The following is a 13,610-nucleotide window of genomic DNA, read 5'->3' on the forward strand; positions in this document are numbered from 1 at the left end:
AAGGCTTTTGCGGCTACTCGTCCTCGTCCTTCTTCAGGTGGTATTCGCCGGTCACCGGGTCCTTGACCAGAGTGCCGATCGCCCCGGTCTGCCGCTCCTTCTGGGCGCGGCGGGATTTTTCCGCGAGCCGCTTGGCGTCGGCGACGAAGCGGCGATAGAGAAGCCAGGCGCCGGCCACCAGCAAGATTATGATGATAAGCTGTGGCATGTCGCCAGTTCACCCCCTCAAAGACCGTATCGGCTCCACAATGCCTTTTCTTCGGCGGTCTCCACAAGTCCCGCTGCAAAGCCGGATGCGACGCCATCGAGAGACGCCGACGATACGCCGGGAATGCGGCGTCCGAAAAGCCCACGGGCCGGCGTCACCAGCGCAAGCTTGGTCTTCGTGCCGTAACGGCGCTTCAATTCCTGGCGCATATCGCCGAGGCCATCGATCAGGCCGAGCTCCAGTCCGCGCGTGCCGGTCCAGAAGAGGCCCGAGAAGACCGCCTTGTCATCCTTCAGCTTCCCGGCACGCCGTTCACGAACCATGGAAATGAAGACCTGATGAATCTCCAGCTGCAGGGTCTTCAGATACTCTATGTCCTTTTCCTTCTCCGGCTGGAAAGGGTCGAGGATCACCTTGTTCTCGCCGGCGGTATAGACACGCCGCTCGACACCGATCTTCTTCAGAAGCTCGGGGAACCCGAAACCGCCGGAAACGACACCGATCGAGCCGACGATCGAGGTGGGATCGGCGATGATCTCATCGCCGGCCAGCGCAATCATATAGCCGCCGGAGGCTGCGACATCCTCGACGAAGACGAGAACCTTCTTCTGCTTCTCGCGCGCCAGCTCGCGAATGCGGGTGAAGATCAGGCGGGACTGGACCGGCGATCCACCCGGGGAATTGATCGAGATCGCGACGGCGGGCGCTTCCTTGAAGCCGAAAGCCTTTTCGAGAACCTGCGCCGTTGATGCAAGGTTCAGCGCCGGCCGGAACTGGCTGCCCCCGCTCATGATGGCGCCTTGCAGCCGCACGACCGGGATGACGATGCCCTCCTTGCGAAAGCGCTTGGGCATCAGTTTTCTCAGAAATCCGGCCATTACCAATCCTTCGTATAGGCTGCAGCGAACGTCAATCCCATGTATGCAACGCAGCAGCAAACGCAATGGCCCCCGGCTCAAAACATCGACGTTCGCAATTACTTGTTGCGAATGACTTGCATTATCATTCTAATCGGCCATACTGCGCCTATTGATGAAACAGGTGGATACTGCATGGACATTGTGAACCCTAAGGCAAGGGCGGGCTGGCGGCATGAGCGCGAGGAAGCGTCGCTCTCCGATGTCTATCGCTCGGTTCAAACGCAAAAACATGGAACGCGCTGGCGCCGCATCGCGGCTTTTGTCGGTCCCGGCTACATGGTGGCTGTCGGCTACATGGATCCCGGCAACTGGGCAACGTCACTCGCGGGCGGCTCGAAGTTCGGCTACGCGCTACTGACGGTGGCGCTGCTTTCCAATCTGATGGCGATCGTGCTGCAATCGCTTTGCGCGCGCCTTGCCATCGCCTCGGGCCGCGATCTGGCGCAGGCCTGCCGCGACGCGTTCCCGAAATATGTATCGGTGCCGCTCTGGGCTTTCGCCGAGATCGCCATCATCGCCACCGATATCGCCGAGGTTATCGGTACGGCAATCGGCCTCAACCTGCTCTTCGGGATCCCGCTGGAACTCGGCGTGCTGATCACCGCATTGGATGTTTTTCTCATTCTCTATCTGCAGAAGATCGGGTTCCGCTGGGTGGAAGCCTTCGTGATTGCCCTGCTCGGCATCATCGCCGTCTGCTTTGGCGTCCAGATCTTCCTCGCAGATCCGGAGTGGGGCGCCGTCATTCGCGGGTTCTTCCCGACGACGGAAATCGTCTCGAACCCGGAAATGCTCTACCTCGCGCTCGGCATTCTCGGGGCGACCGTCATGCCGCACAATCTCTACCTGCATTCCGGCATCGTCCAGACGCGTGCTTACGGCCACACCGTGCCGGAGAAGCGTGAGGCGCTGACCTTCGCAACGATCGACTCGACGGTTGCGCTGTGCTTTGCACTGCTCATCAACGCCTCGATCCTGATCCTTGCGGCAGCGGCTTTCCATGCGAACGGCAAGACCGACGTCGTCGAACTGGGCGAAGCTTCCTCGCTGCTTGCCCCCCTGCTCGGCCTGGCAATTGCACCGACGCTGTTCGGCATCGCACTTCTCTGCTGTGGATTGAACTCGACGGTGACGGCGACGCTTGCCGGCCAGATCGTCATGGAAGGCTTCCTCAAGATAAGGCTGCAGCCATGGGTTCGGCGGTTGATCACCCGGGCGATCGCCATCATACCCGCTGCCATCGTTACCATCTGGTATGGCGATGCCGGTACCGCGGAGCTACTGATCCTGACACAGGTGGTGCTCAGCCTGCAGCTTTCCTTCGCCGTCTTTCCGCTGGTGATGTTTACCGCTAGCAAGGCCAAGATGGGCGAACTCGTGGCCCCGCGCTGGCTGAGCGGCATCGCCTACCTCATTGCGGTCCTGATTGCCGGCTTGAATATAAAGCTTCTGTTCGATTTCGTGACTGGCTAGCGGCGGGCGTAGGCGGCTCTGCCGTTGTTGAGATCATCCACGAGGGAGGAAAATTTATGCGTACCTTCTTCGTGCATGACGAGTGGCGCGCGTAGCGAAAGCCGCGCGCGCGACCCCTTTACCGCCGTCACCAGGACGCGCACGGCATTCTCGCCATCTCGAGGATGGATTGCCGTTACTTCGATGCCTCCGAAACGCCTGCCGCAGGCGTCGATGATTTCGGCAATCGACTCCGGTCTCGCGATCAGAGAGAGCTGCCCGCCGGGGATCATGATCGCACCGGCCGTGCGCACCCAGCTTTCGAACAACCCCTCCGTCATCGCATGCGCCTCTGCCTTCAGCGCGTCCGGCGTACGTCGGTCGCCCGCATCGTTAAACGGCGGGTTCATGATGACGTGATGAAAACTCTCATCGACAAGGCCGGCGTCCTTGCGCAGCCTGGCCTTCAAGGTGACGTCCGCCTCTACCACCGTGACGCGCGCTGCCATTCGATCATTTTCCGGCAACAGGACACTGCGGCGCGCATAGCCTGCCATTTCCTGCGACCGCTCGAAAAGCACCACTTCGGCCGCGGGCAACCGCGATGCGACAGCGAGGCCGGCAGCGCCGGCGCCAGCGCCGAGATCGGCCACCCTGATCGGACGGTCGTCATCCACCAGCGCCGAAAGCAGCATGGCGTCCATGCCGGAGCGGTGTCCCCTGCCCTTCGGCTGCACGACATAGAAGAGACCCCGGTGAAAGGCGTCGATCGTTTCGGCAACGGCAGCTGTCATCGCGCCGATCACTTCGGAGTGCGCAGCTCGTCGCCGAGCCCGGCATCGATCAGGATGCGTCGCGCCTCATCGGCACGGTCCTCGTCGACCAGAAGACGGCGCGGTAACATGCCGAGCGACCCCTCCAGAATGCTCATGCCCTGATCGGCGATGAAGCAATGAATGCCGGCATCCTTCATCAGGCTCTCGGCAAAGGAGAGCAAGACTGGATCGTTGGCGCGAATAAGTTCATGCATTTGCCGAGAAATCCCTTTCAAATTTGCGCGACGCGGCAATTCACCCCTTGCCGCCTCCATCGCCCCTTTCTATTGTCGAACTCAAAGATTGAACAGGAGTCCGGGTCGTTGGGCGTGGTCATACCGCTTGAAGAAAGCAAAAACAAACTGGCATCCGTCAAGCCGCTGGTGGATTTGACCAGAGCGGACATGGAGCGGGTCAACCAGCTTATCCTTTCCAAAGCCGGTTCCGACGTCCAGATGATTCCCGAGGTTGCCAACCACCTTATTTCGTCGGGCGGCAAGCGCCTGCGACCTATGCTGACGCTCGCCTCCGCCGCGCTGTTCGGCTACAGGGGCGAAAATCACATCAAGCTCGCGACATCCGTCGAATTCATGCACACGGCAACGCTGCTGCACGACGACGTTGTGGATGAAAGCGACCTTCGTCGTGGCAGGTCGACCGCTCGCATGATCTGGGGCAACCAGGCGAGCGTTCTGGTCGGGGACTTCCTGCTTGGCCAGGCCTTCCGCATGATGGTCGATGTCGGCTCGCTGGATGCGCTCGACGTTCTTTCGTCTGCCGCCTGCGTCATCGCCGAGGGCGAAGTACTGCAGCTTTCGGTCGCCAAGAACATGGAAACGACGGAAGATGACTATCTCGCCGTCATCCGCGCCAAGACGGCAGCACTGTTTGCCGCCGCCGCCGAGGTCGGCCCGATCGTGGCAGATGCCGGTAAGTCCGGCCGCAACGCGATGAAATCCTATGGCATGAACCTCGGTCTTGCCTTCCAGCTTGTCGACGACGTGCTGGATTATGGCGGCAAGGCCGCCGATCTCGGCAAGAACGTCGGCGATGACTTCCGCGAGGGCAAGATTACCCTTCCGGTGATCCTTGCCTATCGCCGGGGCACCGAAGATGAACGCGCTTTCTGGCGCGATGCCATCGAAGGCGGCAACAGCAGCGACCAGAACCTCGAGAAGGCACTGGGCCTTATCACCAGATACGGCACGCTGAACGACACGATTTCCCGTGCGGTCCATTACGGTACGATCGCACGCGATGCGCTCGCTCCGCTTCCGGACACGGCCTGGAAGTCCGCAATGATGGAAGTCATCGACTTCTGCATCGAGCGCGTCAACTAAACGGCTGTCATCGATCGCGGGGCTGAATTTCTTGCAGGACCGCTTCAAAAAAGCCATCCTGCTGTGAACCAGTCAATACAACTGATTTTGCAGCCGGGCGAGGCCGGTTGCTCCGTAAGAAAGGTTTTCTAATGCGGCTGAAACTTGCCATACGTCTTCTTTCGAGCGCAGCCCTGGCAGCGGTTTTGTCTGTCGGCACGCTCGATGGCGTACACGCCGAAGACGCGGCCAAGAAAGATGACGCCGCAGCGGCCGTGATCTTCGATCCGGACAGCGTGACGAGCTTCGCGGGTGCCTTCCTCGCGGCGAGGACCGCCGATGTCGATCACGACTATGAAACCGCCATAGAACTTTACAAGAAGGCGCTGCAGATCGAGCCCGGCAACCCGGAGATCCGCCAGCGGCTGATGATCTCGCTCTTGCTGAATGGCGACATCAAGGATGGCGTGAAGTATGCCAACGACCTGAAGGGTGATCCTAGCGTAGAACGCATCACCACTGTTGTTCGCGCCATGGATGCGGTTCGGCGCGGCGAATACAAGACGGCGCAGGCGACCCTGAAATACACGGGGCCGAATGATCTCGACCGCATGATGAACGATCTGCTTGCCGCCTGGGCACGCCTCGGTGCCGGCCACGGCAAGGAAGCGCTTGCAATGGTCCAGAAGATGAAGGGACCGGATTGGGTCCGCATCTTCAAGTCCTACAACGCCGGGGTGATTGCCATCGTCAACGGCGACGTGAGGTCGGCCCGCCAGAACCTCAACGACGCCGTGCTCGACAAGGATGGCGGCGCCACCGCTCCCGATACCTTCATGCGCGCCGTGATGGCGCTTGCGCGGCTGGAGGCCTCCCAGGGCAACAAGCAGAAGGCACTCGATGCGGTCTCGGTCGGTGACAATCTGTTGCCGAACTATGCACCGCTCAACGCGCTGCGCCAGAGCATCGAAAAGGGCGAGAAGCAGGAGCAGCAGGTCCAGACCGCCAAGCAGGGTGCTGCCGGCGTGCTCTTCTCGATCGGCGGCGCGCTGAACCGCGACGGCGCCGAAGACATCGTTTCGCTGTACCTGCAGACCGCCAAGGCGCTTGATCCCGACAGCGCCGACATGCTGGTGCTGCTCGGCGGCCTTGCCGAGAAGCAGGAGCAGATGGACCGCGCCATCGCCTTCTACAAGCAGGTGCCCGAAACCTCGCCGATGAGCCGCATTTCCGAGCTGCAGCTTGGTCTGGCTCTTGCCCAAAGCGGAAAGGTCGACGAAGCCCGCAAGCACCTGCAGGATCTGATCGCCTCCGATCCGAAGGATGTCCGCAGCTATCTTGCCTATGGCAGCGTCCTGTCGGATGCCAAGGACTATGCGGCGATGGCCGATAATTACGACAAGGCCGTCGAGGTGATCGGGCCACTGCCGGGCAAGGGCGCATGGACCGTCTTCTTCCAGCGCGGCATCGCCTATGAGCGGCTGAAGAAGTGGGATCAGGCCGAGCCGAACTTCCGCAAGGCTCTGGATCTCAACCCCAACCAGCCGCAGGTGCTGAACTATCTCGGCTATTCCTGGATCGACATGAACCGCAACCTCGACGAAGGGTTGGGGATGATCAAGAAGGCCGTCGATCTACGCCCCGACGACGGCTACATCATCGATTCGCTTGGCTGGGCCTACTTCCGACTGAACCGTTTCGACGATGCGGTCGAAGAGCTGGAGAAGGCGGCGCAGATCAAGGCCGGGGACGCAACGATCAACGATCACCTCGGCGATGCGTATTGGCGCGTCGGCCGCAAGCTCGAGGCCGTCTATCAGTGGAACCGCGCCCTCAGCTCCGAGCCGGAAGCGGCCGAGATACCGAAGATCAAGGACAAGATCGCCAACGGCCTGCCGCAGACCGGCGACACATCCAAGGCGGCGGACAAGAAGCAGCCCGATCCGGCCCCTATCGCGCCGAAGCCCGCGGACAAGAAATCCTGATCGCAGATGCCTAGCATGGGCGATGGCATGGTCATCACCGAGGATGCCCTCGCAAAAATCAATCTGGCCCTGCATGTGACGGGCCAGAGAAGCGATGGTTATCACCTGCTCGATACGCTGGTGACTTTCGCCCGGCACGGCGACAAGCTGGAATTTGCCACATCGTCTGCGGACGAGTTCGTCATCTCCGGCCGCTTCGGCGGCGCGCTGACCGCGGACACAGGCACCAATCTTGTGCTGAAAGCGCGGGATCTGCTGCGGGATGCCACTCTTCAGGCTGGCGGATCGGCACCACCGGTTCGCATACGATTGCAAAAGAACCTCCCGATCGCCTCCGGCATCGGCGGCGGCTCGGCCGACGCGGCGGCAGCCCTACGCGGCCTGATACGGCTATGGAACGTACCAATGCCCCCTGAGAGGCTCGGCGCCATTGCCCTCAGCCTTGGCGCAGACGTACCGATGTGCGTCGAGAGCAGGCCGTTGGTCGCCCGCGGCATCGGCGAGCGCATAGAGCGTATCGATGACATGCCATCCCTGGCGCTGGTACTGGCGAACCCGTTGAAGGGCGTTTCCACGCCTGAGGTCTTCCGAAGACTCACAACAAAGACCAATCCGCCGCTCACATTGGCGCGGCGAGAGCCGTGGCTCGCCGCCATGCGCGTGATGCGCAACGACCTGGAACCTCCGGCTAGAACACTTCTGCCTGAAATCGGCGAGATCTCGGACATGCTCGCAGGTCATGGCGCCTCGTTTGTCCGCATGTCGGGCTCCGGCGCCACCTGCTTCGGCATCTTCGAGACATTTGCCGCAGCGGAGGCGGCGGCAAAGGCGCTTCACAGCCTTCGCCCGGACTGGTATTTCCAAGCGACGGAAACGGTTGGCGGAGGGCATGATGGCAGGGCTTGACGAAGCGCGTCCCTTTATTCCGGTCGGCATTGCCGTTCTAACCGTCTCCGACACGCGCACGCCCGCGGACGACCGTTCCGGCGACACCCTCGTGGCACGGATCGCCGATGCCGGGCACAGGCTCGTCGAGCGGGCGATCGTGCCCGACGAAAAGCTGGCCATTGCGGCGCAGGTGCGAGGCTGGACCGAACGGGCCGATATCGACGTGATCATCACCACCGGTGGGACCGGCTTTACCGGTCGCGACGTGACACCGGAAGCGCTGGAACCGATATTCGAAAAGAGGATGGACGGATTCTCGGAGGTGTTCCACCGGATTTCCTACGACAAGATCGGCACATCGACGATCCAGTCGCGGGCCACCGCAGGCGTTGCCAATGCGACCTTCATCTTTGCGCTGCCGGGCTCGCCCGGTGCCTGCAAGGATGCCTGGGACGGCATTTTGAAATCGCAGCTCGACTATCGCCATATGCCCTGCAATTTCGTCGAAATCATGCCGCGCCTCGACGAACACCTGAAGCGAGGCGGGGCGAAATAGTCTCCGCCCTGCAGTGGTCCTAGCGGGCGGCGCGCGCGACCCAGGAGGGAATGAGCTCGCTGGAAAGCTTGCGCAGCTTCTGCCCCTTGACGAATTCGGCGAGGCGCATTCCACTTCTGGCGGCCGCAACCGCCTGACTCTTCGGCAGGAGAAGTCCGAGTTCCAGCGGCGGCGACGGGCGGCCGAAACGCCGTAAAAACGGTCTGCGGTATGCGCGCGAAGCCGTGAAACGGGCCGGCACCTTGTTCAGGGAAACATATTCGGCAATCTCGTCGATCCAGCCGGACTGCGGCCGCGCACCGGGCTCCACGAACAGCAGCCACTCCCCCCGCGCCGACCGCAATATCTCTCCGATGTCCCATTGCGAATGGAACCGGCAACCGGCCGCGTCGGCCACGCTTGACGTACCATCGCGCGAGCCGTGGTCAAGCACCACCACGTCGCTGACAAGCCCTTCCACCGCGCCTGCAACCAACACCGATAACGTCTGTGCCAGTTCCGGTTCCTGATCCTGGCATTCGAGTACGACAGTCAACATTGCCCATTCATAGAGCAGCGCACAAATTATTGCCAGCACCACTTTGCGGATTTTGTTCTTGCATTGTTCTTGTTTTGCCGATAGGAATTTAATCACCAGAACGGATGGAAGCAAAAGCTTTCGTCGGCGGAGAATCCGATGAACGAACAGTCCCTTGCAGGGCAGGCCGCATTTGCGCCTGCCAATACGGCAGATATTGCCGACGCGATGATGGTTTCCTCCGGTCTGCGGATCGAGATCGACCGTCGCCGCGGCCGGGCCGCCGGCCTTAACCCAGGCGGACGCTTCGAACCTCTTCGTCGCGAGATCGTCGATGACGGCTGGCAGACGCTCGAGGAACTGCCGCCGTTCAAGACCGAGGTACAGATCGAGAAGCCAAGGACGGTGATCACGCGCAACGAGTCGCCGGATATTCCGTTCGACCGTTCGATCAATCCATATCGCGGGTGCGAGCATGGCTGCATTTACTGCTTTGCGCGGCCCTCGCACGCTTACATGGGTCTCTCCGCCGGGCTCGACTTCGAGGCGAAGCTCTTCGCCAAGCCGGACGCCGCCAGGCTTCTCGAGCGCGAACTGGCAAAGCCCGGATACAAGCCGCGTGTCATCGCGATCGGAACCAACACGGATCCCTATCAGCCTATCGAGAGGGAATGGCGCGTCATGCGGCAGATTCTCGAAGTCCTGAACAAGGCGAACCACCCCGTTTCGATCGTGACCAAATCGGCGCTTATCCTCAGGGATGTCGATATCCTGAGAGAGATGGCCGAAAAGAACCTCGTGCGTGTGTCACTCTCGGTGACCACGCTTGACCGCAAGCTGGCACGCACGATGGAGCCCCGTGCCTCGACCCCGTCGCGACGCCTCGAGGCAATCCGGGGCTTGGCCGAAGCCGGTATACAGACCTCGGTGATGGCCGCGCCGATGATCCCGGCACTGAACGATCACGAACTGGAGCGAATTCTGGATGCGGCGCATGCTGCTGGCGCACAGGAGGCCGGCTATGTCATCTTGCGCCTGCCGCTTGAGGTTTCACCGCTGTTTCGCGATTGGCTGCTGCAGAATTATCCGGATCGCTATCGTCACGTAATGTCTCTGGTGCGCTCCATGCGGGGCGGCAAGGACTACGACGCCGAATTCGGCAAGAGGATGAAGGGCGCGGGCCCTTATGCCTGGCAGATCGCGCGCCGTTTCGAAATGGCGACCAAGCGGCTCGGGATGACGAGACGCAGCATGCCCCTGCGTGACGATCTCTTCGTTCCGCCGGATGGCAGCGGAGTGCAGTTGTCGCTGCTCTGATGTTTCAGCCTACGCGGATGGCTGCCCTGCCCGTCCGCGCTCAAGTCCCCGGCCCGCCGCCCTGATCCGGGGACTTGCAGGAAATCGGGTTGGCGTGCGAGGTTCAGCCGCATGAAACGTCGCACGCCACCCGATTCTCCTATGCTTTTTGAAGACCTGCCCCTGGTGCCGGATTTCCGGCTGGAACTGAAGGCGCGCAAGGCCGGCCATTGGCCGGTTGCCGGTGCCGATGAAGCCGGGCGGGGGCCGTTGGCAGGGCCGGTGGTTGCCGCTGCCGTCATTCTCGATCCCAGACGCATTCCCGACGGGCTGAACGATTCGAAGCAGCTGTCGGCCCAGAGGCGCGAAGAGCTATTCGTGCAGATCCTGGCGACGGCCACCGTCTCCATTGCATCGTCGTGTTCCAGGCGCATCGACGACACCGATATTCGCAAGGCCAGTCTCGACGCCATGCGACGAGCCATCCGCGGATTGGCGATCCCTGCAAGCTTTGTGCTGACCGACGGTCTGGATGTGCCGCCTGGGCTCGAATGCCCCGGGCAGGCTGTCGTCAAAGGCGATGCGCGCTCAGTCTCGATCGCAGCCGCATCGATCGTCGCCAAGGTCACGCGCGACCGGATGATGGTGCGCGCCGGCCACACCTTCCCGCTCTACGGCTTCGGCGCCCACGTGGGCTACGGAACCGCGCAGCATCGCGCCGGTATCGAAGAGCACGGCCCTTGTTCGCTGCACCGGATGACCTTTCGCCCGTTGAAGCGCGTGACGATTGTCGGAAGCGAGTAGCCGGAGCCGGCGGCAGTCGATGCAGCCACCGTGCGGCCGGCAGCTGCCTCCTCCCAGGGTACCCGCAAAAACAGGAAAACCCCGCAATGCGGGGTTTTCAGAAGCATGTTGCGCGACTTAATTGAGGCGGCTTTTCACCTGGCCGACGGCGTTGCTGAAGAGTTCGGATTGAACCTTGGTATCGGCCGTCTTCTGCAGAACAGTTGCGGCGGCAGCGATCGCCAGATCGACGGCAGCGGAACGAACCGCCTTCATCGCATCCGCTTCAGCCTGCTTGATCTTCTGCTCTGAAACCGCGGTGCGGTTTACGAGGAATTCCTCGGTCTTCTTCCTGGCCTCATCGGTCAGCATCCGGGCTTCGCGTTCCGCAGCGGCAACGATGTTCGCTGCGTCGGCTTCGGCTTCCTTGCGCTTGCGCTGATACTCGGCGAGCAAGTGCTGGGCTTCCTCGCGCAGGCGCTTTGCCTCTGCCAGTTCGTTGCGGATCTGGTCGGCGCGGTGGTCAAGCGACTTGGCCATCATCCCCGGCACCTTGAGATAGACGACCAGTGCCAGGAACAGGACGAGACCGACAAACGCGAAGAATGTTGCGTCCAAAGCAAATTCCATCGATCAAGCCTCCTTCTGGGCGGCTGCAACAGCGGCCGCGACATCGGTCCTGGCAGCAGTGCCGCCGATCAGTTGTTCGACGACGGCCGTTGCCGTTTCCTCGGCGATCGTGCCGACATCCGAAAATGCCTTCGCCTTGATCTCGGCGATACGGCCTTCAGCCGCCTTGAGCTTTTCGGCAAGGCTTGCCTCGACCGCCCGGCGGTCGGCTTCGGCCTTCAGCTTGGCTGCGTCGCGCGCGGCGGAGCCGATCGAATTGGCCTTGGCACGGGCCTCCGCAAGTTCCGCTTCGTAAGCGGCAACGTCGGCGTCGGCTTCCGCCTTCAGGCGGCTTGCCTCATCGAGGTCCTGCTCGATGCGCTTGTGACGCTGCTCGAGAATACCGCCGATGCGCGGCGCGATGACCTTTTGCATGAGCACGTAAAAGACGGCGAACGAAATCGCCAGCCACAGGAGCTGCGATGCGAAGGTCGTCGTATCGAAAGGCGGAAAGACACCACCGCCATGGTGTTCGGCTGGCACGCCGGTCTCGGTATGGACCTCGCCTGCGGCCGGGGCAGCATGCGCGTCTGTACCGGTCGCTGCACCAGTTTCTGCGGTTCCCGCCGGGGCTTCTTCAGCGTAAGCCGGGGTCACAAAAAACATGCTCACCTCCAGGTGTACTGCAAATACAAAGGATCACGGCTTGCTGTTCGCAGGCCGTGATCCTTCAGTGCGCCGAAATTAAACGGCGAACAGCAGAAGGAGAGCGACGAGCAGCGAGAAGATGCCCAGAGCTTCCGTAACGGCGAAGCCGAATACCAGACGGCCGAACTGGCTGTCAGCGGCAGACGGGTTGCGCAGAGCGCCCGAGAGATAGCTGCCGAAGATATTGCCGAGGCCAAGAGCCGTACCGGCCATACCGAAGCAAGCGAGGCCTGCACCGATGAACTTTGCTGCTTCCGCGTCCATGTTGAACTCCTTTGAAATGGTTGTGTTGCGGCGATTTGACTGACGCCGGAACGGCGTCAATGTCGGTATCCCTTAGTGGCCACCCGGATGGATCGCGTCGTTGAGGTACATGCAAGTCAGCACCGCAAAAACGTAAGCCTGGAGGAAGGCGACAAGGAACTCGAGACCGGTCAGGGCGACCGTCATGATGAGAGGAAGAATGGCACCGCCAATTCCCACCGCGCCGAGTGCTCCAAGCGAGGCAACGAAGCCCGCGAACACTTTCAGCGTGATGTGGCCGGCGAGCATGTTCGCGAAAAGACGAACAGAGAGTGAAATCGGCCGGGACAGGAAGGAGATGATTTCGATTGAAACCACAAGCGGCAAGAGCAATCCGGGCACCCCTTGCGGAATGAACACGTTCAGAAAGCGGAAGCCATGCTTGTAGAAGCCGTAGACCAGAACAGTTCCGATGACGAGCAGCGCCAAGGCGAAAGTCACGATGATCTGGCTGGTAACGGTGAAGAAGTACGGGAACATGCCAAGCAGATTTGCCGTCAGCACGAACATAAAGAGCGAGAACACCAACGGGAAGAACTTCATCCCCTTGGTTCCGGCGCCTTCCTTCAGCATCCCGGCGATGAACTCATAGGACATCTCGGCAACGGACTGCGAGCGGCCCGGCACGATCGCGCGGTTCGATGTCGAGAAATAAAGAAAGCCTGCGGCAACGGCTGCCGAAGCGACCATGAAAAGCGATGCATTCGTAAACGAGAAATCAATCCCGCCGATTTCGATCGGCACAATCTTCTGGATCAGGAACTGATGGGTCGGATCGTTAGACACCGCTTGTTCTCTCTATCTTTGGCCCGCATGACACGGGATTATTGCACTGGATCGAACGCCGGAGCGCCCTGTCCTATTTCTTGTCGTCGTTGCGATCGGCCGGGCTGGGTTTCGCCACCCTTCCAGCCGCCCGCATAACGTTCAACACGCCAGCACAGAATCCAAGAAGAAGAAGAACAATCAACCCCCAAGGCACCGTACTTTTGATGACAAAACGGTCCAGCAGAAAGCCAAGGACAGCGCCGACGACGATTGCGGAAATGAACTCGCTCGAAAGCTTCATCGCCTGGGCATAGCCTTTGCGGCTCACCTCGGCGCGGGCTTCGTCGGCCTCGTCCTTCCCCGCCTCGATACGCTTGGTCGCGAGTTTCGCTTCCAGTTGCGCTCGGCGCTTCTCTAGACTTTCCTCACGGTCATCAGCCATTGTGTTCCCCCTCCGCCTGCCGTTGCCCGCGATCCCGTACC

General features: G+C 61.2%; 17 protein-coding genes. 7 read left to right on the forward strand and 10 right to left on the reverse strand.

Translation table 11 applies throughout. The annotated features are described in order from the left end of the window. Window positions 1-13 precede the first annotated feature (13 nt). The gene (locus ASC90_RS20165; RefSeq protein WP_056544239.1) at window positions 14-208 is read right to left on the reverse strand and encodes a hypothetical protein; all 195 of its coding nucleotides are present in this window, start codon (window positions 206-208) and stop codon (window positions 14-16) included. 17 nt (window positions 209-225) lie between these two features. After that, window positions 226-1,086, reverse strand: coding sequence for a S49 family peptidase (locus tag ASC90_RS20170; RefSeq protein WP_056544244.1), 861 nt, complete (start codon window positions 1,084-1,086; stop codon window positions 226-228). Window positions 1,087-1,260: 174 nt separating this feature from the next. Here ASC90_RS20170 and ASC90_RS20175 point away from each other — a divergent pair, with 174 nt between their 5' ends. Next, window positions 1,261-2,601, forward strand: coding sequence for an Nramp family divalent metal transporter (locus tag ASC90_RS20175; RefSeq protein WP_056544247.1), 1,341 nt, complete (start codon window positions 1,261-1,263; stop codon window positions 2,599-2,601). Here ASC90_RS20175 and ASC90_RS20180 read toward each other — a convergent pair. Next, on the reverse strand, window positions 2,598-3,374 hold the full coding sequence (locus ASC90_RS20180) for a methyltransferase (protein ID WP_056544947.1): 777 nt from the start codon (window positions 3,372-3,374) through the stop codon (window positions 2,598-2,600). The two genes, ASC90_RS20175 and ASC90_RS20180, sit on opposite strands and share 4 nt — an antisense overlap. 8 nt (window positions 3,375-3,382) lie before the next feature. Next, window positions 3,383-3,610, reverse strand: a complete 228-nt coding sequence (locus tag ASC90_RS20185; RefSeq protein WP_056544250.1) for a DUF2007 domain-containing protein — start codon at window positions 3,608-3,610, stop codon at window positions 3,383-3,385. A 108-nt stretch (window positions 3,611-3,718) separates the two neighbouring features. On the opposite strand from ASC90_RS20185, the gene ASC90_RS20190 reads away from it, so the two are divergent. The 4 genes from ASC90_RS20190 (at window position 3,719) to moaB (ending at window position 8,143) form a co-directional block, all read left to right on the forward strand. Beyond that, a complete protein-coding gene (locus ASC90_RS20190) occupies window positions 3,719-4,735 on the forward strand; it encodes a polyprenyl synthetase family protein (RefSeq protein ID WP_056544253.1) in 1,017 nt (338 codons plus the stop codon). A 131-nt stretch (window positions 4,736-4,866) separates the two neighbouring features. After that, complete coding sequence (locus ASC90_RS20195; protein WP_056544256.1) at window positions 4,867-6,699, forward strand: tetratricopeptide repeat protein; 1,833 nt, start codon at window positions 4,867-4,869, stop codon at window positions 6,697-6,699. A 6-nt stretch (window positions 6,700-6,705) separates the two neighbouring features. Next, window positions 6,706-7,605, forward strand: a complete 900-nt coding sequence (locus tag ASC90_RS20200) for a 4-(cytidine 5'-diphospho)-2-C-methyl-D-erythritol kinase (protein WP_056544258.1) — start codon at window positions 6,706-6,708, stop codon at window positions 7,603-7,605. Further along, window positions 7,592-8,143 (forward strand): molybdenum cofactor biosynthesis protein B, encoded by a 552-nt coding sequence (moaB, locus tag ASC90_RS20205; protein WP_056544260.1) that lies wholly within the window; start codon window positions 7,592-7,594, stop codon window positions 8,141-8,143. Before ASC90_RS20200 ends, moaB begins: the two co-directional genes overlap by 14 nt. Window positions 8,144-8,162: 19 nt before the next feature. Here the strand turns inward: moaB and ASC90_RS20210 are convergent, their stop codons facing one another. Next, on the reverse strand, window positions 8,163-8,681 hold the full coding sequence (locus tag ASC90_RS20210; protein WP_056544949.1) for a hypothetical protein: 519 nt from the start codon (window positions 8,679-8,681) through the stop codon (window positions 8,163-8,165). A 138-nt stretch (window positions 8,682-8,819) separates the two neighbouring features. On the opposite strand from ASC90_RS20210, the gene ASC90_RS20215 reads away from it, so the two are divergent. Together ASC90_RS20215 and ASC90_RS20220 are read left to right on the forward strand one after the other, a co-directional pair. Continuing rightward, entirely contained in the window at window positions 8,820-9,977 is a 1,158-nt protein-coding gene (locus ASC90_RS20215) for a PA0069 family radical SAM protein (RefSeq protein ID WP_056544263.1), read from the forward strand. Between the two features lie 111 nt (window positions 9,978-10,088). Beyond that, window positions 10,089-10,760, forward strand: coding sequence for a ribonuclease HII (locus tag ASC90_RS20220; protein ID WP_056544266.1), 672 nt, complete (start codon window positions 10,089-10,091; stop codon window positions 10,758-10,760). 117 nt (window positions 10,761-10,877) lie between these two features. Here the strand turns inward: ASC90_RS20220 and ASC90_RS20225 are convergent, their stop codons facing one another. The 5 genes from ASC90_RS20225 to ASC90_RS20245 all read right to left on the reverse strand — a co-directional run bounded on the left by ASC90_RS20225 (window position 10,878) and on the right by ASC90_RS20245 (window position 13,569). After that, window positions 10,878-11,369: a F0F1 ATP synthase subunit B gene (locus tag ASC90_RS20225; protein ID WP_056544269.1), complete on the reverse strand. Its 492-nt coding sequence runs from the start codon at window positions 11,367-11,369 to the stop codon at window positions 10,878-10,880. A 3-nt stretch (window positions 11,370-11,372) separates the two neighbouring features. Further along, window positions 11,373-12,014: a F0F1 ATP synthase subunit B gene (locus ASC90_RS20230; RefSeq protein WP_056544272.1), complete on the reverse strand. Its 642-nt coding sequence runs from the start codon at window positions 12,012-12,014 to the stop codon at window positions 11,373-11,375. Between the two features lie 78 nt (window positions 12,015-12,092). Beyond that, window positions 12,093-12,320, reverse strand: a complete 228-nt coding sequence (locus ASC90_RS20235; RefSeq protein WP_015338972.1) for a F0F1 ATP synthase subunit C — start codon at window positions 12,318-12,320, stop codon at window positions 12,093-12,095. 72 nt (window positions 12,321-12,392) lie between these two features. After that, entirely contained in the window at window positions 12,393-13,145 is a 753-nt protein-coding gene (locus tag ASC90_RS20240; RefSeq protein WP_056544275.1) for a F0F1 ATP synthase subunit A, read from the reverse strand. A gap of 73 nt (window positions 13,146-13,218) precedes the next feature. Beyond that, window positions 13,219-13,569 carry an AtpZ/AtpI family protein gene (locus ASC90_RS20245; RefSeq protein WP_056544278.1) on the reverse strand — a complete coding sequence of 117 codons (351 nt, stop codon included), beginning with the start codon at window positions 13,567-13,569 and terminating at the stop codon, window positions 13,219-13,221. Between the last annotated feature and the right edge of the window lie 41 nt (window positions 13,570-13,610).

It is taken from the genome of Rhizobium sp. Root1220, from assembly GCF_001426265.1.
Classification (GTDB): domain Bacteria; phylum Pseudomonadota; class Alphaproteobacteria; order Rhizobiales; family Rhizobiaceae; genus Rhizobium.